This is a genomic window from Natrinema amylolyticum (assembly GCF_020515625.1).
Classification (GTDB): Archaea; Halobacteriota; Halobacteria; order Halobacteriales; family Natrialbaceae; genus Natrinema; species Natrinema amylolyticum.
Map to the genome: position 1 here is coordinate 427,750 of NZ_JAIWPJ010000001.1, position 20,706 is coordinate 448,455.

Consider the following 20,706-nt stretch of genomic DNA (forward strand, 5'->3'; position numbering starts at 1 on the left):
GTATCAGCGGCCGTGACCGAGTACGACGCCGTCGTCTACGATCTGGATGGGACCCTCGTCGACCTCGACGTCGACTGGAACGCCGTCGCCGTCGACGTCCGCGAGGTGTACGACAGCGCGAACGTCGACCCGCCGAGCGACGGCCTCTGGGACATGCTCGAGGCCGCGGCGGACGTCGGACTGGCCGCCGAGGTGGAGTCGGCCATCGCGGCCCACGAACACGATGGCGCGCGAACCTCGAATCGACTGGCCCACGCCGACGAGTTGCTCGAGCGGTCGCTGCCGGCGGGCGTCTGTTCGCTGAACTGCGAGCGGGCCTGTCGGATCGCGCTCGAGGAGCACGCGCTGACGACGGCGGTCGACGCCGTCGTCGGCCGCGATACGGTCGCGACGTGGAAGCCGGATCCGGAACCGCTGCTCGCGACCGTCCGCGAACTGGGAGCCGAGCCCGAGCGGGCGCTGTTCATCGGTGACTCCGCGCGTGATCAGCGGACGGCAGAACGTGCGGGCGTGGACTTCGAGTACGTCGGCGAGGGACCGTCCGGTGTCTGAGTCCGAACTCCGGCTCGCGTAACCGAGTCGACTACGTCTGGTTTCGTTTGGCGTACGCGAAGACGACGACTGACGTGACCAGCCAGACGGGAGCGCCGACCCGGATCGCGAACTCGACGCGGTCGGCCCACGTGGGGAGGGTCGCGGTCGTCGACAGGACGGCGACCAGCGGCGCTCCGACGAGGATGGTGGCGACGAACGTCGTCTGCATTACCCAGCCGTAGTCGACCCCGTCGGGCGAGGTCGTTCCGACGCGTTCAGGCACGCGTGAGTATGGCGACCGATCCCTCTTAAGCGCGCCGGGTCCGCGCGAGAGACGCGGGAACGGTTGCCGAAGCACAATGAGGTTTAATCGTGGGGGGCCAACCTGTGCGTATGCCTAGCGTACGGGATCTCCGATCGAAGGCGGGCGAGGAATCGATCACGATGCTGACGGCCTACGACGCGCCCACGGCGTCGATCGTCGACGAGGCCGGCGTCGACGTCATTCTCGTCGGAGACAGCCTCGGAAACGCTAGCCTGGGCTACGAGAACACCCTCCCAGTGACCGTCGACGACATGGCTCGCCACACGGGCGCGGTCGCGAGAGCAACCGACGAGGCCCTCGTCGTCGCCGATATGCCGTTCCTCTCGGTCGGCGTCGACGAGTCGGCGAGCGTCGAGAACGCGGGCCGGATGCTCAAGGAGGAAGACGCCCACGCGGTCAAACTCGAGTGTGGCCCTCACACCGTCGATCTCACGGAAAAGCTCGTTCAGCTCGGGATTCCGGTGATGGCCCACCTCGGACTGACGCCACAGCACGTCAACCAGTACGGCGGCTATCCCCGACAGGGGACGGACCAGGTGGCCGCGGAACGCATCCTCGAGCTGGCCCGGTCCCACGAGGAGGCCGGCGCGTTCTCGCTGGTCTTGGAGCACGTCCCGTCGAACCTCGCCGCCGACGTGACGGCGGCGCTGGACATCCCGACGATCGGAATCGGTGCCGGGCCGGACTGCGACGGGCAGGTACTCGTGGTCGACGACGCGATCGGGTTGAGCGAGTGGTCTCCCTCGTTCTCGAAGCAGTTCGGGAACGTCCGCGCAGAGATGGAATCCGCTATCGACGGGTACGTCTCGGCGGTCGAGTCCGGCGAGTTCCCCGCCCCGGAACACAGCCACGAGGAGAGCGACCTCGAGGACATCTACTGATCGTCGACGCGGTGGAGTATCGCTACTCCGATTCGTTCGGTTCCCTCGAGCGCCGCGGAGGCCGCGGCGGTCGGATCACTGCCTCGTCGAAACGGTCGCGTTTCCCTCCGCTCAGTACCAGTCTCGATTCCTATCCCCAGCGATTCCCCCCAGGAACTCCTCGACGACGCCGTTGAACGCGGTCGGCCGCTCGGCCATCGCCAGGTGAGCGGCGTCCTCGATCTCGGCGAGGCCGGCCCCGTCGATTTCGTCTGCGAGATACTCATGGAACCACGGCGGTGTCAGTTGGTCGTACTCACCGTACACCGCGAGAGTCGGAGCGTCGATCTCGGCGACGCGATCGCGGACGTCGAACTCGTGGCAGGTCAGGAAGTCCCGGCGCGTGACCGCCTGTCCGGTGTCGTACATTCGTTCCATCGATCGCTCTCGGAGCTCGGGATCGGAGTCGTGAAAGAGCCGATCCTGCCCGTGGAGGAACTCGACCGCCCGCTCGAAGTCTGACCTGAGCCACGCCAGCAGATCCTCGAGCACGCCGAGTCGCGCGCCGGTCCCCGTCAGCACGGTGGCTTCGGGATCGAACTCGCGCTCGAGTAGGATCTGGAGGACGACGGCACCGCCCAGCGAGTTGCCGACGAGGATTTCCGAATCCGTCGCTTCAGCGACGGCCAGCACGTCGTCGGCGTAGGCCGACAGCGTCGAGTAGCCGGCGCTCGCATCGATATCGTCCGAGTCACCGTGGCCACTGAGGTCGATCGTGACGACCGGATGGTCCGTCGCCAGCGGCCGCTGACCCGCCCAGACGTCGCGCGATCCCCCGCTCCCGTGGACGAAACAGATCGGCGGACCGTCCCCGCCTCGGTCGACGACGTCGTACGCCGTCTCTCGACCGTGGTGTGGTACCGTTTCCATACGGAACGCCACATCGGGGACGGGCATAAAGACTCGACTCGACGACGACCGGAGAACGCCGGCAACGGGGCTATGATCAGTCCGGCCTAACTCTCGGTACCGTCTCCAGACGAATATTCGCGGTGATATCGCTGTGAACTGCGAACAATCACTTCATCTCTCACCCCTTCGCCCTCCTGCGGTTATCCGGCGAAAGTCTTAAATAGCAGGAGTGCTTACCTTGGGTTAGTTACAGCATGACTCTCGACCAATTCACCCCCGAAGAGGGACAGGTGGCCCGTCGGTACGAATACGACGACAGCACGGTGATGGCTGTCGACTTCGGTACCGAGGAGGCCGACGCGTCGGTCGACGTCGTCGACGACACGGTTATCGTCGTCCTCGCCGACGACCAGTACGAGATCGAACTCCCTGCAAACGCCGAGAACCCGCACACGTTTATCAAAAACGGCGTTCTCACTGTCGAACTGGAGGAGGAACGATGAAACTTACTGTCAAACCACTCAAACAAAAGGACGCCGGTCGCGGACTGGCCGCGATCGATCGCGTCTCCATGAACGAACTCGACCTCGAGAACGGGGACTACATCGTCATCGAGGGCAAGAGCGACAGTCAAGCCGTCGCTCGCGTTTGGCCCGGCTACCCCGAAGACGAGGGACGCGGTATCGTCCGAATCGACGGCCGCCTGCGCCAGGAGGCCGACGTCGGGATCGACGACAACGTCTCCATCGAACCCGCCGACGTCAAACCGGCCAAATCGGTCACCGTCGCACTGCCCCAGAACCTGCGGATCCGCGGTGACATCGGGCCGCTCGTCCGTGACAAGCTGTCCGGTCAGGCCGTCACCGAGGGCCAGACGGTACCGTTCTCGCTCTCGTTCGGCCCGATGGCCAGCTCCGGCCAATCGGTGCCGCTGAAGATCGCGAGCACCTCGCCGTCGGGCACCGTCGTCATCACGGACTCGACGAGCATCGAGATCTCCGAGACTCCCGCCGAACAGGTCCAGTCCGGCGGCGGCGCGTCCGCGGAGGGTGTCCCGAACGTCGCCTACGAGGACATCGGCGGCCTGGACGACGAACTCGACCAGGTCCGCGAGATGATCGAACTGCCGATGCGCCACCCCGAGCTGTTCCAGCAGCTGGGGATCGAACCGCCGAAGGGCGTCCTCCTGCACGGCCCGCCGGGCACGGGGAAGACCCTGATGGCCAAGGCCGTCGCCAACGAGATCGACGCCCACTTCGAGACGATCTCCGGCCCGGAGATCATGTCGAAGTACTACGGTGAGTCCGAAGAGCAGCTCCGCGAAGTCTTCGAGGAGGCCGAGGAGAACGCCCCCTCGATCATCTTCATCGACGAACTCGACTCCATCGCGGCCAAGCGCGAGGAGGCCGGCGGTGATGTCGAACGACGCGTCGTCGCCCAACTCCTCAGCCTGATGGACGGTCTCGAGGAGCGGGGCCGCGTCACGGTCATCGCCGCGACCAACCGCGTCGACGCGATCGATCCCGCGCTCCGGCGCGGCGGTCGCTTCGACCGCGAGATCGAGATCGGCGTCCCCGACAAGGGAGGCCGCAAGGAGATCCTGCAGGTCCACACCCGCGGGATGCCCCTCGACGAGGGAATCGACCTCGATCAGTACGCCGAGAGCACGCACGGCTTCGTCGGTGCCGACCTCGAGTCGCTGGCCCGCGAGAGCGCGATGAACGCGCTCCGTCGCATCCGCCCCGAACTCGACCTCGAGTCCGAGGAGATCGACGCCGACGTGCTCGACTCGCTGGAAGTGAGCGAGCGCGACTTCAAGGAGGCGCTCAAGGGCATCCAGCCCTCCGCGATGCGCGAGGTCTTCGTCGAGGTCCCCGACGTCACGTGGAACGACGTCGGCGGACTGGGCGATACCAAAGAGCAGCTCCGCGAGACGATTCAGTGGCCGCTCGACTACCCCGAGGTGTTCGAGCAGATGGACATGCAGGCCGCCAAGGGCGTCCTCATGTACGGCCCGCCGGGCACGGGGAAGACCCTGCTCGCCAAGGCCGTCGCCAACGAGGCCCAGTCGAACTTCATCTCGATCAAGGGCCCCGAACTGCTGAACAAGTACGTCGGCGAGTCCGAGAAGGGCGTCCGCGAGGTCTTCGAGAAGGCGCGGTCGAACGCACCGACCGTGATCTTCTTCGACGAGATCGACTCGATCGCGGGCGAACGCGGCCAGCGCCAGGGTGACTCCGGCGTCGGCGAACGCGTCGTCTCCCAGCTGCTGACCGAACTCGACGGCCTCGAGGAGCTCGAGGACGTCGTCGTCGTCGCCACGACCAACCGACCGGACCTGATCGACAGCGCCCTGCTCCGTCCGGGTCGCCTCGACCGCCACGTCCACGTGCCGGTCCCCGACGAGGACGCTCGCAAGGCGATCTTCGAGGTCCACACCCGCAACAAGCCCCTGGCCGAATCGGTCGACCTCGAGTGGCTCGCGGGCGAGACGGAGGGCTACGTCGGTGCCGACATCGAAGCGGTCTGCCGCGAGGCCTCCATGGCCGCCAGCCGCGAGTTCATCAACTCGGTCGATCCCGAGGAGATGGGTGACACTATCGGGAACGTTCGAATCAGTCGCGAGCACTTCGAACACGCGCTCGGCGAGGTCAACCCGAGCGTCTCCCCCGACACCCGCGAGCAGTACGAGGAGCTCGAAGACGAGTTCCAGCAGGCCGAGCCCGGACAGGACGAACAGCTCGGTCGCACCTTCCAGTAAGGTCGCCGACCGCGGCACGCGCGCTGATCGCTGACTCGTCGATCGCGACCGCACCGCTCATTCTTCGCACGCCGTCCACTCCGCGTTCGGATCGCACGGCTCAGTCGCGTCGCCGGTTTCGAACTCGAGCGCCGCCAGTCGTCCCTCGAGAGTGTACTGGAGCCAGACGACGAGTCCGTGCCCGCGCTCGCTGGACCAGACCCCCGTTTCGGTCGTTTCGCTCGGGACGAGTCCCTCCGTCAGCGCGCTCAGGACGACCGTTTTCCGATCGACTAACAGCAGTCGACCGAGCGTCCGGTCCGGTTCGCTGTACGAATCGAACTCGAAATCGGTGATCGCGACGTTCGCCGCCGGGAGCGTATCGTGGACCGTCCGTCGCACCGAGACGGTCGGCACCTCGACGAAGACCGAAACGTCGCGCTCGCGGGCCGCGGCGAGCCGCTCGAGCAGTGACCGTTCGAGCAGGTCCGCGTCCGCGACGAGCAGATAGATCTCGCTCGCGGCGTCCTCGATGGCTGCCTCCGCCCGGTTGCGGATATCTCGATCGCTGGCGATCTTCCAGACCCCGTCCTCGTCGGTCGTCCGTTGCTCGAGTTCCCGGAGGTTCGTCGTCGCCGTCTCGAGGTGGCCGCGGTACTCCTGTCGGAGCCGCTTTCGGGCGACGTCCACGGGGACGACGCTGTATCTGCGCGGCTCCGATTCTTGAACGTCGACGAGGCCGAGTCGGTGTAACTGCTCGACGACGTCGTAGACGCGCGATTGGGGGACGTCGGCGACCTGACTGATCTCCTTCGCTGTCCCGTCCGAGAGTTGTGTGAGCGCGACGAAACACTGCGCCTCGTACGTGCGAAGCCCCAGCTCCACCAGTGCATCGACGGCATCGGCTTCAGACATGATCGCTTCGACCCTTCGTTGCGGGAGCCATCGTGTGCGAGGAATGGTCACGAAATGTGGAAAAGCTGTCCCACTTCTTCACTCCGTAGGAACGAATCAGTAAGGACTGCATACTCGAGTCACGGGGCGGTTCACGTGAGTGCAACTACCATCGTGACGGGGCCGGTACGTCGATCGAACTCTCCTATTCAAGGCAAAGCTTCGTAGTGGATGCTCGGGAACCACTGGTAATGGTCGGATCACTGATCGACTGGGACGAGGAAATCGACGATCGACGATCGAGACGCAGGAGGGCGAGCGACTGATGCCCGGCTCCGATCGCGATCCCCCAGACGAACGACCCCTCCTCGCCGAACGGACGTACGACGAGACGACGCCGGCCAGTATCGCCGTCGTCTACGCGATTTCGGCCGCGCTCGAGACCGATCCGATCGACTGTTCGACCGAACACGGATTCACGCTGTACGACCACCTCGACCCGGAAGCCCTCGACGCGCTCGTGACCGACGATCGACGGGACGGAACGGTCACTGTCGAACTCTCGGTAAACGATCATCTGCTCCGAATTACGGACGGCGGTCGCGTCCGCGTGCTCGGCCCGTCCGAACCCGACTCGTAAGCGGACCCGGGCGAGTGAAACCCGCGTATCGATGGAACCCACCTGCGTCAGTGTGTAACGTCTGCCGGCTCGAGATCGGCGAGCACCTCGTCGGCGTGGCCGTCCGGCGAGACGCCCTCGTAGACCGCCTCGATCCGGCCGTCCGGGCCGACGACGTAGGTGTTCCGGAAGACGCCGTCGAAAGTATTTCCGAACATGTGCTTCTCACCGTAGGAGTCGTACAGTGTCGCGACCTCGCCGAACTCGTCCGACAGGAGGTCGAACTCAAGGTCGTAGTCCGCCGCGAAGTCGGCGATATCGTCGACGGGGTCGTCGCTAATGCCGACGACCGCAGCGTCGCGGTCCGCGAGTTGCGAGAGTGCGTCGTTGAACCCGCAGGCTTCGGTCGTACAGCCCTCCGTGTTCGCGCGCGGATAGAAGTAGACGACGAGCCGCTGCCCCTCGAAGTCGGACCGCTTGACAGTCTCGCCGTATTGGTTTTGCAGTTCGAACTCTGGTGCCTCGTCGCCGACATCGAGCATGCATGCGAGTTAGCGACCGGTGGTGTATACGTTACGGTTTCTCACGGCATCGGATCGGCGGTGAGAACGAGGCGAACCGATAGGAAAACGAGAGACCGGCGGGCGAGAACGCAGTGGACCACCGAGGCCGACTCACTCGAGCCGCTCAGCGGCCTCTCGCTCGACGAGCGGGGCGGCGTTTTGTTCCGGCAGCGTGACGACGTCGTCGCTCGTCAGGGTGTACTCCCGATCGTCGACGCCGAGAATGGAGCCGATGTCGCTGGTGATCCGAACGGTCGTGCGGTCGACGTCGGCGGCCGCGTCCCGAGCCTCGCCGGTCGCCGGGGCGGCGTCGCCGTCCGCGGCCGGTGAGTCGACGGCGCGGTCGGTACCGGAGTCGGACTCCGACGAAGTCGCGTTCCCGTCGCGAGCACCGGGGCTTTCGTTCGGCGGTTGGTCCGACGGCCCGTCCGATCGGCCGCTCGACGGTCCGCTGTCATCGGTTCGTTCGGCCGTATCCCCGCCGTCGGTCGCTCCGACCGACGGCTCGTCCCCGCCCATGACGTCCGCGGGGGAGACGCCGCTCGAGTCGTCCGTTCCCGCGGCCGCGTCGGCTGCAGGGTCGACGTTCGACGACGGTGCGTCGGGCGGTGCCGGCGGTACGTCGTCCGCGGCCGCGTCGCCGGACGGCGGATTCTCGGCTCGCGGCTCGATCTCACCGGGCTCACCGTTCGATGGGGAATCGGACGCAGCCGTCGAGCCAGCGCCCGCGCCCGAACCGGAGACCGGGTCCTCGACGCCCTCGAGGACGTCGAGGACGCGGGACTTGTTCGAGCCGATCCGCTCGATGAGATCGTCGAACAGGTCGGCTTCCTCGGCGGTCAGTCCCTCGTCGTCGGCCGGCATCCCGGCCGCGGCGAGGCTGGCCTGTTTGACGAGTTTGCCCATCCGGCGCTCGTAGATCGCTTCGACGACGTCCTTGGCGGTCTCGATCTCGTCAGTCAGGCGACCGACTTCGGGCGCGGAAAAGGGATCGTCCGCCTGATCGGCGACCCGGTCGCGTTCGTCCTCGAGATCGGCGATGTACTCGCCGACCTCCTGGTAGAACGAGGGGCGCAGGTTCTGGAGACTGTCCTTCTGGCGCTCCTTGCTCTGGACCGAACGCAACTCGTCTAGATTCATTGATCACTCACACTACCCACCCCGGCGGGACGGTCGTAGTGAACTCCTGACCCGAGTGAACAGTCTCAGGGGTTGTAAACATATCGTCGTGGACGCGACGGCGGGGCGCAATCGGCGACCGACGGCACAGGTCCAGAGATCACCGAGAGGACCGCTATCGGACGGTAAACGTGCCCTCGAGTCCGAGCGTCTGGTGGGGGGCACAGAAGTACTGGTACTCGCCGGGCTCGTCGAACGTGTGGCCGTGTTCGTACCCCTCGTCGTAGGTGTCCGATGCGGTCCCCGGCGTTCCCTCCCAATCCGATCCGGCGGGTTTCGATCGGACGCGGAGATTGTGTCCCGAATCCATCCAGATCCAGTGAACGGTGTCGCCCGCTTCGATTTCGAATGACTCAGGATCGAACTGGAACCCGTCCGGTGCGACCTCGACGATCTGTGACGGTTCCCGCTCGAGCGGCAGAGTCTCCGTTTCCTCGGTCTCCTCCGGATCCGTCGTCTCTTCGTCGTCGGTCGCGTTCTCGGACGAGTTGGACGGTGGATCCGTTTCGTCAGTGTCGCCGCCCGACGTTGTCTCGTCACCGTCGCTCGGTTCCGGTCCCCAGGGGTTAGTCAAACAGCCGGACGCACCAATCGCGAGTGCCATCGCCGTCGTCGATAGCAGTGATCGTCTGGTTCGGCCCGAATCGGTCGATCGGGTACGGTCCGGGAGGGGGTCACCGTCACTGTTCGATTCGGCGCTCGAGCGTCCGCCGTTGCCGCTGCTGTGTTTCGTGCGTTCGGTCATGGGTTCCTCGCTGGTTCGGCGGGTTGGTCGGGCGGTGACGGGTCGGCGGACGTGAGAGCAACGTCGGCGAGTACCGGCCCTGCGTGGACGACTCCGGTAAGCGCGAACATCCAAGTACGACTCTCGAGCGGAAACGCCGCCCACGATACGAAGGCGATCACCGCCAGCAGGCACCCGACGAAATACGCCAGTCGGGTGCGGTCGACGGCGACGATTCCCATCACCAGATAGCCCGCCGCGTATACCCCGATCCAGGGATGCCAGAGCCCGTATCTGACTACCGATTCCGGAACCAGCCCGGTGACGACGGCGGCGTTGCTCGTCATCGCGACGGCGACGAGAATCCCCCACAGCCAGAACGGCGGGCCGTACTTGACCGCCCGAGAACCGGCCCCGAGAATTACGGCTGCAGTCGCCATCGTCGCCAGCAGCCAGAATAGGAGCACGAGTACCGTTCCCTCCACGCCGACTGTCCCGAGTGTACTGCCGGGATTCCAGGCGACGTACTGGGTCAGGCCCCAGCCGAACAGGCCGACGATCGCGACGAGAGCGAGCACCTGATCGACGTTCAGTCCGTCGTGGAGCGTCGAATCGACCGTTCCCGGTTCGGCGTTCGTCATCGTTCCCCCGCGGTCGAGGCGCTCTTCGAGGTGCCGCCAGTTTCACTGCTGGTCCCGGGCTCGAGTTCGTATTCGAAGGTCCCGTCGTACTCCGCCTCCGTCACGGTAATCGGTTCCGGCGGTTCCTCGTCGACGTCGGTTCGGTCTTCGACGTGTTGGCCCCAGAGGCCGCCGTGTTTGGTCACCTCGAGGTCGCCGCGAACGCACGTTTGACAGGAGAGTCGAAGCCCGTCCGATTCCTCGTGCGGTGGCAGGCTGAGTCGCCGCTGCTCCCTCGAGCCCAGTTGGTCGGTCTCACCGTCGACCTCGACCGCACAGGTCCCACAGAGACCGTTCCCGCCGCAGTTCGCGACCTGGGTCATCTCGTTGTGCGGCGAGTACCCGTCGGCTCGCAGGAGGGCGTCTCGCAACGTCGCCCCCTCGTCGCACTTGAGTTCCCGATCGCCGACGGTGACCGTCGGCATGCGGCGAAACGAGGGGCTCACGCCGTTGTAGATCAGATCGATCGAGTCGGTCATCCAGCACTCCGCGTACTTCCCTGCGGATTGTTCGGTGAGAACGAACTCGTACGTTCGATCCCCCGCCGGATGGCGCGCGAGCACCGTCAGTGTAACGCGGCCATCCTCGTACTCGAGGGGGCCACGTTCGATCGACTCGGCGGCGAGCAAGCGGTCGTGCATCGGTCCCGAGAGCGTCGCTGCGAACGTCTCGAGCGAGCCGTGACGGGTTCGAAACTCGGGGCTCGCGAAATCGAACAGTGTTCGCAACGCCGGCGAAACCGATTCGTTCGAGCCACCACCAGCGTCCGTCTCGCTGGCTCCGAGGATCGACTCGACCTGTGCACGGACGACCTGCTCCGGCGTCAGAGACGGAGCCGGACCGGGACTGGTGACCGGCCAGTCCCCGTCTGTCGCGGACGCGGTGTCTGTAGCCTGATCGTCGGCCGTCATTGCGTCGCACCTCGGGGCGAGTCCCGCGAAACCGATGATTCACGGACCGTGAACCGCTCGAGACGGCTCTCGAGGTCAGTCGCGGTCGACGAGAGCCAGTCGAGTCTATCCTGAATCTCGTCGACCGTCGTCTGTTGTTCCGCAGCCGCTCTCGCGGCCGTCGATGCTTCGGTCGCGGTCTCCGCGCTGATCTCCCGAACCGCTTCGACCGACTCGAGGGCGTCAGCCGTTCGGGCCGCCTGCGTGTCGGTGGCCTCGTCGATCGCGTCGATCTCGTTCGACGTCGCCGTGACGACCGATTCGACGTCCTCGAGCGCGCCGAGCGCTCCCTCGATCGTTTCCGCACTGCGTTCGATCGCTGCCTCTGTCTCCGTGATCTCGGAGACCGCGGCGGCAGTCTGGGACTCGATTCCGTCCACGATGCGTTCGATATCCGTCGCTGCGCCGTCGGTGTCGGCTGCGAGTTTCTTGATCTGTCGAGTCAATCGCTTCGAGATCTCGCCGTCGCCGTCCCGCGAGGCTTCGATCTGCGTGTTATTCGCCAAGTGGTTCGTTCGCTTCGTCATCTCGGAGATGAGATCGGTAATCTCGCCGATCTCGCCGACGAGTTCTGCGAGCGTCCGTATCTCCTCGACCGATCGGTTCGTCTGGGCACGGATCTCCGCGAGCTGCTCGAGTGCATCTTCCGCCGCGGCCGCCCCTTCTCGAGTCGTGGTAGCGGCGCGCTCGGAGCGTCTCGCGACGGAAACCGTTTCGGCAGCGATCGAATCGACGCTGTCGGCGAGCGTCTCCATCGCCCCTGCCGTTTGCTCGAGGCGGGCGTACTGCTGGTCGACGCCGTCACTGATCGACGCCGTCGAGTCGGTCACTGCCATCGCGGACTGGTTGACGCGGCCGGCGTGGTCGGTCGTTTCGGCGGCGGCCGCCGTGACCCGCTGACTGTAGGTCCTGATCTCGGCGACCATCGTCTCCGTCTCGTCCATCATCGCGTTGAAATTCGTCGCGAGGGCCTCGAACTGCGGAATGTCGGTCTCCGTCTCCATTCGCCGAGTGAGGTCGCCGCGGCGACAGGCGGCGAGCGTCTGGGAGTGGCTCGTCGCAACCGTCGCGAGTTCCCTGTTCAGCGATTCGACGGTCTCGACCTGCGTCTCGAGTTCGTCTCGGAGCGCTGCGACCCGCCACGAGAGCTGTCCGATCTCGTCCTTCCGGGCGGTCGAAAATTCGGTTCCGTGGGTTCCCTTTTCGACGATGGCCCGCGTCCGCTCGTCGAGTTCTCGAAGACCGCCGACGAGCGATTGGCGGACGACTGCCAGTGCGACGAACTGCCCGGTAAGCAGGACCAGGAGTGTGAGAACGCCACCGCGGTAGACGACCTGCGCGCCCTCGAAAGTCGTGACGAACCGCGACGTTAGCTGCCAGACCGCGATGGCGACGGCGGCGGTAGTGAGAACGGCCATCGTGACTCCGATGGCTGCCAGCTTTCCGGTGATGCTTCGGCGCGGATCGAGTTGCCGGGCGAGCCTTCTCCCTCGCCGTTCGACCCACGACCGAACGAGTGACGTATCCATACGAACACTGGAGACATATCGGTAAAGAGGGTTGTCCGGATTGTCACCCAAATTCGACGGAATTTCGCCACAGATGTGCGCCTCCGGGCCGCAGTCGACTGATTCGAATTACTCCTTTTCCTTCTCGGCTCGGCCGCGTGCCATCAGGAACACGGCGACGTACTCAGGGAGCGTTTGTACGCCCGCCGAAACCGAGTGTGTCTCACCGGCCAGTTCGACCTCGCCACCGTCGGTGACGTCGACCGTGATCTCGTGGCCCTCGAACGTCTCCGGGACGGCGTCGACCAGCGGGTCGAAGTCCGCGATCTCGTCGCGCTCGAGTCGCACCGTTTTCAGCCCGCTCCCGCCGTGGAGACTGCCGGGGAGGCGGATGAGCCGGTTCGTGTCCGTCGTGACCGGTTCGTCGATGGGCGCGTTGTCCCGCTCGACGGCCGTGCTCGCGAACCGTTCGGCCAACTGCGCGACGGCGGTGTGGACGGTGACGTTGCCCGCCTCGAGCTGCTCGCGGTTGTTGCGGGCCGCGTTCAGCGTGGCCGTCGCCTTCCCCTCGCCGATGCCGTCGAAGGCCTGGAGCCGCTCGAGGGCGGCGTCTTCCTCGAGTTCGAGCAACTCGTCGACGAAGGCCATGAAGTGGTCGTGCGTCCGAGCGCCCCACCCGCCCTCGATCTGGAGCGTGCGCCGTTCAGTCGGGGTCTTCCGTCCCAGCCCGGCCACCGTCTCAGTCTCGATCAGGTCCTCGAACTCGAGGCCGATGCCGCGGACGTAGTCGACGATCTCGCGGCGGTGCTCCCGCTCCAACTGCAGGACGTTCTCGTCGCGGACGTGGACGTGATACCCCCGGCCGCCCGAGAAGACGATCTCGAGGTCCTCGAAGGCGAAGTCCTCTTCGAGAAACTCGAGTAGTCGGAGCAGTGCGGCCTTACACTTCGCGAGCATCTCACCGTAGCTGTCCTCGCCCAGCGTGACGCTGGGCAGGTGGTCGGCGTCGAGATCGAAGACGAGATCCGCGGACTGCCACTCCTTTTCGGCCATCGAACTCGCGCCGGGGTCGCGAAACCGGCCGGCGGAGAAGTAGACGTGTCGCGGGCGCTTTCGGACGAGGAACTCCGAGAGGTTGCCCAACTCGAGCAGCGAACGGTGGCGGACCATCGTCGTGTCCGGGCCCTCCGTCCAGGGGATAAAGCCCCACTCGCGTTCGTTGGCCGCGGGCGGCGGCGTGATCTCTGTGCGTCGATAGTGATCGCGGAATCGCCCCCGCAGATAGGCCCTCGTTCGCTCCTCCATACGACTCGAGTGGTCGGGGGTGGGTCCGTATAATCCTGCCGAAAGTTCGACTCCGCGGGAGAGGGTCTCGAACTGTGGTGCGTGCGGTCGGTTCGAACCGGTACAGAAATGGGGATTCCGATCTCCGAAGAACACGTGTCGCGCCGTTACCGCCGAATCAGGTCCGAAATCCGGTCGGCGATGCCGACGTCGGCACCGAGTTTCAGATAGTACGCGTCGCCGCCGTCCTCGTAGTAGTCGTCGATCCGGCGCTTGATCTCGAATCCGAGGTGTTCGTAGAACTGCAGGGCGTTCTCGTTGCTCGTGCGGGCGTGACACGTGATCGTGTCATGGTCGTCCGCCACGTGGGCGACGAGTCGTTTGCCGATTCCTTCGCCCCGAAATTCCGGACTCACTGCCAGAAAGAGAATATATCCGTCGCGTCGAACCGCGGCGAATCCGATGAGCTCGTCGTCTCGGACATAACAGTGGACTTTCGATCGTCGATACGCGTCAGTAAAGAAGTCGTACCGCTGCTTGAGCACATCCTCCTGACGATTGATCGTCTCCTTGAGCCGCCAGGCGTCGTCGACGAAATCGTCGCTCCCCGGCGCGACGACGCGGCTGTCGATGTTGACGCTCACTATCACAACGTACCAGCGTCGTCAATATAATTCCACCGGCAGCCAATCCTCGGGAACGTCAGGTACGACCGACATGTCGGACTGATTCATGTTCTGGCCGACGGAACGCTGGATCGGACTCGCGCGAAACGACGGGCATAGGTCCCTAGCCGGTGAAGGGGGATCCAAGATGAGGTTCGAACTGCGCGACCACACTGCCGACGTCGCAGTAGCGGCGACCGGTGACTCGCTCGAGACGGTCTTTGCGGCGGTGGCCGACGGTCTCGCGGCCGCGTCGTGCGACGAGATCCCGGCCGACACCGGCGATCGCTTTCCGCTCTCCGTGACGGCCGAGAGCCGCGAGGCACTGCTGTTCGACTACCTCGACGAACTGATCTACCTGCGGGACGTTCGAGCGGAGTTGCCGGTCGATCATCGCGTCGAATCGATCGAGACCCCCGCGGCGGACCGGAGACCGGACGCGACCGACGAATCGGACGAGTGGCACCTCGAGGCCAGCGCCCGCGGCGTCCCGCTTTCCGAGATCGACGCCCGCGAGGTGAAGGCGGTGACGTACTCGGAGATGCGCCTCGAGCGCGTCGACGGAAACGACGGCGACGAGGGCTGGGAAGCGTACGTCGTCTTCGACGTTTGAGATCGGATCGACCGCAGTCGCCCGGACGCGTGCGAGGATCGCTACGGGATAGTCGCCCGTCGGACGGGCGTATTTTCACTGCGCCGGTCGTACGTCGCAGTGATGGGGGGTGAATTTCGGCGGATCCGAGACCGTCGACTCGTCGGCGCGGTCGTGCTCGGGCTCGCAGTCCTGCTCGGGACGGTCGGAACGGCCCGCGCACACGAGGAGTACGTCGTCGACGAGGAGCGGGACGTCGCCGTCGGCGAGTTCCTCGCCGAGTCGCTGACCGATCCGCTCGTCGTTGGCCCGCTGCTAGCGGGTGGGATCGCCGTCGTCGCCGCGATCGCGATATATCTCGTCGTTCGTCCGCTGCAGCGGGACATCGCGTCGTTCCGGGCCGCCATGCGGGAGTACACCGAGTACGTTCCCTGGCTGCTCCGAATCTCCTTCGGCATCCCGCTGATCGGTGCCGGGTTCAGCGGCTACTTCATCAGCCCCGCCCTCCACGTCGAACTCCGGCTCCTGCAGGTCGCGCTCGGCTTCTTCCTCCTGTTCGGCCTGGCGACGCGCGTCGTCGCGTTGCTCACGCTCGCTGCCTACCTCGTCGGCCTTGCATTTCGGCCGGTTCTCGTGTTGCAACTCGAGTTCGTCGGCGGCATGCTCGCGCTCGCACTGATCGGCAGCGGGCGTCCGAGCGCTGACCACGTCCTCCAGCGCGTCGCCGGAGCGCCGGGGACGGTCTACGGCCGGTTCGATCCGGTGTACGACCGTTCCCAGGCGCTTCAGGCACGGATTCGACGGTACCGCTCGCTCATGCCGACGATCGTTCGCATCGGTCTCGGCTGCACGTTCGTCTCCCTCGGCCTCGGTCAGAAGCTCCTGCGACCCGGCATCGCGCTCGCGGTCGTCGACCGGTACGACCTGACGGCGGTCGTCCCCGCCAGCCCGGAGCTGTGGGCCCTCGGCGCGGGGCTGGCCGAGGTCGGTCTCGGTCTCGCGCTCGTCGTCGGGGTTTTCACGCGGGCGAGCGCAGCGACGGCGATCGGCGTGTTCACGCTCACCCTCTTCGCCCTGCCCGACGACCCCGTCCTCGCCCACGTTGGCCTCTTCGGGCTTGCGTCGGTGCTGCTCATCACCGGGAGCGGCCCGTATGCACTCGATCGTCGGCTCGAGACCGTCGAGGCCGACGAGCGCGCCGACGCGGTACCGGGTCCCGCGTGAGCGAGACGCGACCGCCGAAACCGCGATCCGACAGTGGTAGTGACTGTCGCAGACGCCGGAGAGACGAACACCTTTCATCGCTGCGGACCGATTTCCGACTATGACTACCTTCGACGCAAACGGCATCACGTTAGAGCGGGTGCGCGAGTACGTCTGGGAGATCCCACGCGAGGGCGACATGCGCGTCCCCGCGCGGGTACTGGCGAGCGAAGCGCTGCTCGAGGAGATCACGGAAGACAAGACCATCGAGCAGATCAAGAACACCACCCATCTGCCCGGCATTACCAACCATGCGATCTGTATGCCCGACGGCCATCAGGGGTACGGGTTCCCGGTCGGCGGCGTCGGGGCACTCGACGCCGAAAACGGCTGTATTTCCCCGGGAGCGGTCGGTTATGACATCAATTGCGGCGTTCGGATGATGCGGACGAACCTGACCTACGATGAGGTACAGGGCCACGAGGAGGAACTCGTCGACTCACTGTTCGCCAACGTTCCGTCGGGGCTCGGCGGCGGCGGCATCGTCGAGGCCGGCGTCGATACCATCGACGAAATCCTCGCCCGCGGCGTCGACTGGGCGCTCGAAAACGGCCACGCCGTCGAGGAGGACCTGCTGCACTGCGAGGACGAGGGGATGCGCGAGGGCGCGGACCCCGAGAAGGTGAGCCAGAAGGCCAAGGACCGCGGGAAGAACCAGATCGGCTCGCTGGGGTCGGGGAATCACTTCCTCGAGGTCCAGCGCGTCACCGACGTCTTCGATTCGGGCGTGGGCGAGGCCTACGGGCTCTCCGAAGACCAGATCGTCGTCCTGATCCACTGCGGCTCCCGCGGACTGGGCCACCAGACGTGTAACGACTACCTGCGGAAGATCGAGCAACAACACAAGGGACTGCTGGACCAACTGCCTGACAAGGAACTCGCGGCCGCGCCCGCGGGCTCACAGCTCGCCGAGGACTACTACGGCGCGATGAACGCGGCGATCAACTTCGCCTGGGTCAACCGGCAGCTGATCATGCACCGCACGCGGCAGGTCTTCGAGCGCGTCTTCGATCGGTCGTGGGAGTCGATGGAGATGGAGTTACTCTACGACGTGGCCCACAATATCGCGAAAAAGGAGACACACACGGTGAACGACGACGGCGACGAGCGCGAACTCTACGTCCACCGGAAGGGTGCGACGCGGGCGTTCCCCGCCGGCCACCCCGAGGTCCCGAAAGCCTACCGCGACGTCGGTCAGCCGGTGATCATCCCCGGCAGCATGGGCGCGGGCAGCTACGTCCTCCGGGGCGGCGAGAACTCGATGGACCTCACCTTCGGTTCGACCGCCCACGGCGCGGGCCGACTGATGAGCCGCACCCAGGCGAAGAACGAGTACTGGGGCGGGGACGTCCAGCAGGACCTCGAGGATCAGCAGGCGATCTACGTCAAGGCCCAGTCCGGCGCCACGATCGCCGAAGAAGCGCCGGGCGTCTACAAGGACGTCGACGAGGTCGTCCGCGTCTCGGACGAACTCGGGATCGGCGACAAGGTGGCGCGGACGTTCCCCGTGTGTAATATCAAGGGGTAATCGGATCGCGTCGTCCGCCCACGGGAACCCGTCCGTTCCGGTATCCGATACCGCGGGAGGTCGACGGTGACCCGACCGGGATCACGGTTCGACCGCCGGTCTGCTTCGAGATTGGACGGCGAGATACAGGACGAGTATAATCGCTTGCACGACTAACACGAGTAGAATCTCGCCCATCGCGACGGCCGCAACGATGCCGAAAACGAACGTGGCAATCGCCAGAATCGACGGTGACCGACGGTCGTGGCGTTCGGCTTCTCGGTACACGTAGCCCGAGAGGACCGCCTGAATCCCGGCGTAAATCGGGGTACCGATTCCAATTGCAACCATTTCGTTCCGATTACGACAGCAGGTATATAAGATTTGTTTTATGAAAACTCCCCTATCATTCCCGGCTACCTTATATGATCGAATCGTCATCGCTTCGTGGGCCGAAAGCGAGGTGACCACGCTTCGCAGCACACCCTTCGTCGCTACTTCAGCCGATACGGGCTCTCGTCGTCGCCGTCTCCGTCGTCCTTGCTCTCGTACGGTTTCCGCGCGGTGATCGTCACGGTCGCTTCGGGGTCGTCCTCGTCCGCCCACGGGCTGTCGTAGGCCGAGAGCTCGAGGTCGGTGACGTCCCAACCCTCGTCTTCGATGAGTTCCACGAGGCGACGCTGGTCCGCGAGCATGTCCTCGTCCATAGTCCCTCGTTCGAGCGTCGCCGGGGTAGGTCTTCCGCCGGCCGGTGTGGCGGCCGCTCCGTCCGTCACCCGCCCTCGTCCGATTCGCCGACGTCGACGACTTCCTCGACGAGCGTTCGATGCGCGCGCCGGAGTCGCTCGGAGAGCGCCTGATGGGAGATACCGAGTTCGTCCGACAGATGATCCATGTCCATCTCGCGGGGAATCTCGTAATAGCCGCGCTCGAGGGCCGTAACCAGCGTCTCGTACTGGGCGTCGGTGAGGCCGAACCGCCCGTGACGGTTCTCCTCGAGTCGGTGGATCTTCTGAATCTCGATGGAGAGCCCCCGCTCGGTCGCGAAGTCGTAGGTCCGAGAGAGCGCCTCTCGTTCGGGGAAGAGCACACGAAACCGCCACGTTTCGTTCTCGACGTGTGCGTCGAGGACTGTCGCCTTCTCCTCGGTCAGCAGGTGGAGCATCATAGTGACGTCGTCCACCCAGTTCATCCGGTAGAGACGCTCGTCGTCCAGATCCGTCAGCGATTCGCACTCGTCGACGCTGGGATCGTCCGCCAGCGCGTCGTCGGCGGTCGCGAGCGTCGATTCGTCGCCGGCGAACCAGACGTACGGCATGACGTGATCCGGATCGTACGCGACGACGCGTTCGATCTCCACGTCGAGGTCGTCCGTCGCCGCGAGTGTGTGTCGAAGCGCGAACTCCGTGGCGGGAACCGAGAGTTCCGCGATGGTACTCATGGGGAGAGCCACCACGCCGACGACCAAGATACCGCGCCCGGTCGGACGGCGGAGCGATCTCGATAGCGCGCTGACACCATTCGGAAACCGAAATCGGTTACGCGACGTCGAAATCCCCGGCGCGTTTAAGCGGATTCGACTGCAAACGAGTGGTATGCTCACCGACGAATTCGGGCGGGAGGTAACTGGGGTTCGGGTCTCCCTCACCGATCGGTGTAACTTCGACTGCGTCTACTGTCACAACGAGGGGCTCGGGGACACTCGGGGACCGATGGACCCGCAGGACGACGAGATGTCGACCGACGACGTCGTCCGGTTTCTCGAGGTCGCCGCCGAGTTCGACGTCGACGCGGTCAAGTTCACCGGTGGAGAACCGATGCTTCGACAGGATCTCGAGGAGATCATCGAGCGCACGCCGGAGCAGATGGAGGTCTCGCTGACGACCAACGGGACGTTCCTCCCCGGCCGCGCCGAGGACCTCGTCGACGCCGGCTTAGAGCGGGTCAACGTCTCTCAGGACGCGCTCGACCCGGAGGACTTCGCCGCCGTGACGAAGAGCGGGGCGTACGAGAAGGTGCTCGAGGGCGTCGAGGCCGCGCTGGACGCGGGGCTCGACCCGGTCAAACTCAACATGGTCGTCTTCGAACACACGGCGGGGTACGTGCCGGAGATGGTCGACCACGTCGCGGCAAACGACGGGCTCCAACTGCAGTTAATCGAGTACATGCCCGAACTGACGGGCAAGCCGGAGTGGAACATCGATATCCAGCGGGTTCACGACTGGTTGGCCGAGCAAGCCGACGAGGTCGAACACCGGGAGATGCACGACCGGAAGCGCTACTGGATCGGTGGCGACGCGGCGAGCGAAGACAGCGGGATGGTCGAAATCGTCGACCCCGTAGAGAACCCTACCTTCTGTGCGAACTGCCACCGCGTTCGAGTCACCCACGAGGGCTACCTCAAGGGCTGTCTCAACCGCAACGACGATCTCAAGTCGATGGGCGAGATGTCGAAAGCCGAGATCCGCAAGGCCTTCCGCGATACCGTCGCCGACCGAGTCCCTTACTACGGCGAGTACATGATTCAAAACGACGAGGGCCAGTGGGAGATCAACGAGAAGTACATCGAGGAGTACGCCGGCGCGTAGCGCCACTACCGACCGCACGTCGTCGGTCGTTTGTGCTTTGGCTCGAGCGGGAGTAACGTGGGAGTGAGAGTCATACGAGACGCTGCGCCCTTTCGTTGCCCTTAAGTAGTAGACGGGGGTAAGTCCGGGTGCAATACGTGTAGGGGAGCGATCCCCGAGTCCGAGAGGGCGATGATAGACGAACGGTGTTGTGGTAGCCAAGCGGCCCAAGGCGCATGGTTGCTAACCATGTGGCGTCAAGCCTCCGGGGTTCGAATCCCCGCCACAACGTCGGACACTTCACTGGCGTTTTCCCGCCAGTCATTTGCAACGCGCGCAG

23 protein-coding genes and 1 tRNA gene are annotated in these 20,706 nt (G+C 65.2%); 10 read left to right on the forward strand and 14 right to left on the reverse strand.

Annotated features, from left to right (window positions below; translation table 11 throughout):
- Positions 1-12 precede the first annotated feature (12 nt).
- Positions 13-552, forward strand: coding sequence for an HAD family hydrolase (locus LDH66_RS02170; protein ID WP_226479442.1), 540 nt, complete (start codon positions 13-15; stop codon positions 550-552).
- Between the two features lie 31 nt (positions 553-583).
- On the opposite strand, the gene LDH66_RS02175 is transcribed toward LDH66_RS02170, so the two are convergent.
- The gene (locus LDH66_RS02175) at positions 584-817 is read right to left on the reverse strand and encodes a DUF5822 domain-containing protein (protein WP_226479443.1); all 234 of its coding nucleotides are present in this window, start codon (positions 815-817) and stop codon (positions 584-586) included.
- A gap of 110 nt (positions 818-927) precedes the next feature.
- Between LDH66_RS02175 and panB the strand changes: the two genes are divergently transcribed.
- Positions 928-1,740 carry a 3-methyl-2-oxobutanoate hydroxymethyltransferase gene (gene panB / locus LDH66_RS02180; protein ID WP_226479444.1) on the forward strand — a complete coding sequence of 271 codons (813 nt, stop codon included), beginning with the start codon at positions 928-930 and terminating at the stop codon, positions 1,738-1,740.
- Positions 1,741-1,851: 111 nt separating this feature from the next.
- Here the strand turns inward: panB and LDH66_RS02185 are convergent, their stop codons facing one another.
- Positions 1,852-2,649 carry an alpha/beta fold hydrolase gene (locus LDH66_RS02185; protein WP_226479445.1) on the reverse strand — a complete coding sequence of 266 codons (798 nt, stop codon included), beginning with the start codon at positions 2,647-2,649 and terminating at the stop codon, positions 1,852-1,854.
- Positions 2,650-2,885: 236 nt separating this feature from the next.
- Here LDH66_RS02185 and LDH66_RS02190 point away from each other — a divergent pair, with 236 nt between their 5' ends.
- Together LDH66_RS02190 and LDH66_RS02195 are read left to right on the forward strand one after the other, a co-directional pair.
- Positions 2,886-3,134, forward strand: a complete 249-nt coding sequence (locus LDH66_RS02190) for a DUF7127 family protein (RefSeq protein WP_226479446.1) — start codon at positions 2,886-2,888, stop codon at positions 3,132-3,134.
- Positions 3,131-5,392, forward strand: a complete 2,262-nt coding sequence (locus tag LDH66_RS02195; protein ID WP_226479447.1) for a CDC48 family AAA ATPase — start codon at positions 3,131-3,133, stop codon at positions 5,390-5,392. Before LDH66_RS02190 ends, LDH66_RS02195 begins: the two co-directional genes overlap by 4 nt.
- Positions 5,393-5,449: 57 nt before the next feature.
- Here LDH66_RS02195 and LDH66_RS02200 read toward each other — a convergent pair whose 3' ends face one another.
- Entirely contained in the window at positions 5,450-6,286 is an 837-nt protein-coding gene (locus tag LDH66_RS02200) for a TrmB family transcriptional regulator (RefSeq protein WP_226479448.1), read from the reverse strand.
- A gap of 304 nt (positions 6,287-6,590) precedes the next feature.
- Here LDH66_RS02200 and LDH66_RS02205 point away from each other — a divergent pair, with 304 nt between their 5' ends.
- Entirely contained in the window at positions 6,591-6,905 is a 315-nt protein-coding gene (locus tag LDH66_RS02205; protein ID WP_226479449.1) for a HalOD1 output domain-containing protein, read from the forward strand.
- A 47-nt stretch (positions 6,906-6,952) separates the two neighbouring features.
- Here LDH66_RS02205 and bcp read toward each other — a convergent pair whose 3' ends face one another.
- From bcp to LDH66_RS02245, 8 genes are all read right to left on the reverse strand, one after another.
- A complete protein-coding gene (gene bcp, locus LDH66_RS02210; RefSeq protein ID WP_226479450.1) occupies positions 6,953-7,426 on the reverse strand; it encodes a thioredoxin-dependent thiol peroxidase in 474 nt (157 codons plus the stop codon).
- 132 nt (positions 7,427-7,558) lie between these two features.
- On the reverse strand, positions 7,559-8,587 hold the full coding sequence (locus tag LDH66_RS02215) for a DNA replication complex subunit Gins51 (protein WP_226479451.1): 1,029 nt from the start codon (positions 8,585-8,587) through the stop codon (positions 7,559-7,561).
- A 154-nt stretch (positions 8,588-8,741) separates the two neighbouring features.
- Positions 8,742-9,371 carry a plastocyanin/azurin family copper-binding protein gene (locus LDH66_RS02220; RefSeq protein WP_226479452.1) on the reverse strand — a complete coding sequence of 210 codons (630 nt, stop codon included), beginning with the start codon at positions 9,369-9,371 and terminating at the stop codon, positions 8,742-8,744.
- The gene (locus tag LDH66_RS02225; RefSeq protein WP_226479453.1) at positions 9,368-9,991 is read right to left on the reverse strand and encodes a hypothetical protein; all 624 of its coding nucleotides are present in this window, start codon (positions 9,989-9,991) and stop codon (positions 9,368-9,370) included. Before LDH66_RS02225 ends, LDH66_RS02220 begins: the two co-directional genes overlap by 4 nt.
- A complete protein-coding gene (locus LDH66_RS23080) occupies positions 9,988-10,941 on the reverse strand; it encodes a 2Fe-2S iron-sulfur cluster-binding protein (protein ID WP_319004334.1) in 954 nt (317 codons plus the stop codon). The genes LDH66_RS02225 and LDH66_RS23080 overlap by 4 nt, the downstream gene beginning before the upstream one ends.
- The gene (locus LDH66_RS02235; RefSeq protein WP_226479454.1) at positions 10,938-12,398 is read right to left on the reverse strand and encodes a methyl-accepting chemotaxis protein; all 1,461 of its coding nucleotides are present in this window, start codon (positions 12,396-12,398) and stop codon (positions 10,938-10,940) included. The genes LDH66_RS23080 and LDH66_RS02235 overlap by 4 nt, the downstream gene beginning before the upstream one ends.
- Before the next feature lie 219 nt (positions 12,399-12,617).
- A complete protein-coding gene (gene priS, locus LDH66_RS02240; RefSeq protein ID WP_226479455.1) occupies positions 12,618-13,793 on the reverse strand; it encodes a DNA primase small subunit PriS in 1,176 nt (391 codons plus the stop codon).
- Between the two features lie 146 nt (positions 13,794-13,939).
- Positions 13,940-14,416, reverse strand: a complete 477-nt coding sequence (locus tag LDH66_RS02245) for a GNAT family N-acetyltransferase (protein ID WP_226479456.1) — start codon at positions 14,414-14,416, stop codon at positions 13,940-13,942.
- A gap of 169 nt (positions 14,417-14,585) precedes the next feature.
- Between LDH66_RS02245 and LDH66_RS02250 the strand changes: the two genes are divergently transcribed.
- The 3 genes from LDH66_RS02250 (at position 14,586) to LDH66_RS02260 (ending at position 17,820) form a co-directional block, all read left to right on the forward strand.
- A complete protein-coding gene (locus LDH66_RS02250) occupies positions 14,586-15,050 on the forward strand; it encodes an archease (protein ID WP_226479457.1) in 465 nt (154 codons plus the stop codon).
- A gap of 102 nt (positions 15,051-15,152) precedes the next feature.
- Positions 15,153-16,253, forward strand: a complete 1,101-nt coding sequence (locus LDH66_RS02255; protein WP_226479458.1) for a DoxX family protein — start codon at positions 15,153-15,155, stop codon at positions 16,251-16,253.
- A gap of 100 nt (positions 16,254-16,353) precedes the next feature.
- Positions 16,354-17,820: an RtcB family protein gene (locus LDH66_RS02260; protein ID WP_226479459.1), complete on the forward strand. Its 1,467-nt coding sequence runs from the start codon at positions 16,354-16,356 to the stop codon at positions 17,818-17,820.
- An 81-nt stretch (positions 17,821-17,901) separates the two neighbouring features.
- On the opposite strand, the gene LDH66_RS02265 is transcribed toward LDH66_RS02260, so the two are convergent.
- The 3 genes from LDH66_RS02265 to LDH66_RS02275 form a co-directional block, all read right to left on the reverse strand.
- Complete coding sequence (locus LDH66_RS02265) at positions 17,902-18,150, reverse strand: sporulation control protein (protein ID WP_226479460.1); 249 nt, start codon at positions 18,148-18,150, stop codon at positions 17,902-17,904.
- Between the two features lie 143 nt (positions 18,151-18,293).
- Positions 18,294-18,506, reverse strand: coding sequence for a hypothetical protein (locus LDH66_RS02270; RefSeq protein ID WP_226479461.1), 213 nt, complete (start codon positions 18,504-18,506; stop codon positions 18,294-18,296).
- A 65-nt stretch (positions 18,507-18,571) separates the two neighbouring features.
- The gene (locus tag LDH66_RS02275) at positions 18,572-19,240 is read right to left on the reverse strand and encodes a helix-turn-helix domain-containing protein (RefSeq protein WP_226479462.1); all 669 of its coding nucleotides are present in this window, start codon (positions 19,238-19,240) and stop codon (positions 18,572-18,574) included.
- 154 nt (positions 19,241-19,394) lie between these two features.
- On the opposite strand from LDH66_RS02275, the gene moaA reads away from it, so the two are divergent.
- Positions 19,395-20,387 (forward strand): GTP 3',8-cyclase MoaA, encoded by a 993-nt coding sequence (gene moaA / locus LDH66_RS02280; protein ID WP_226479463.1) that lies wholly within the window; start codon positions 19,395-19,397, stop codon positions 20,385-20,387.
- A gap of 187 nt (positions 20,388-20,574) precedes the next feature.
- A tRNA-Ser gene (locus LDH66_RS02285) sits at positions 20,575-20,657 on the forward strand.
- Positions 20,658-20,706 lie beyond the last annotated feature (49 nt).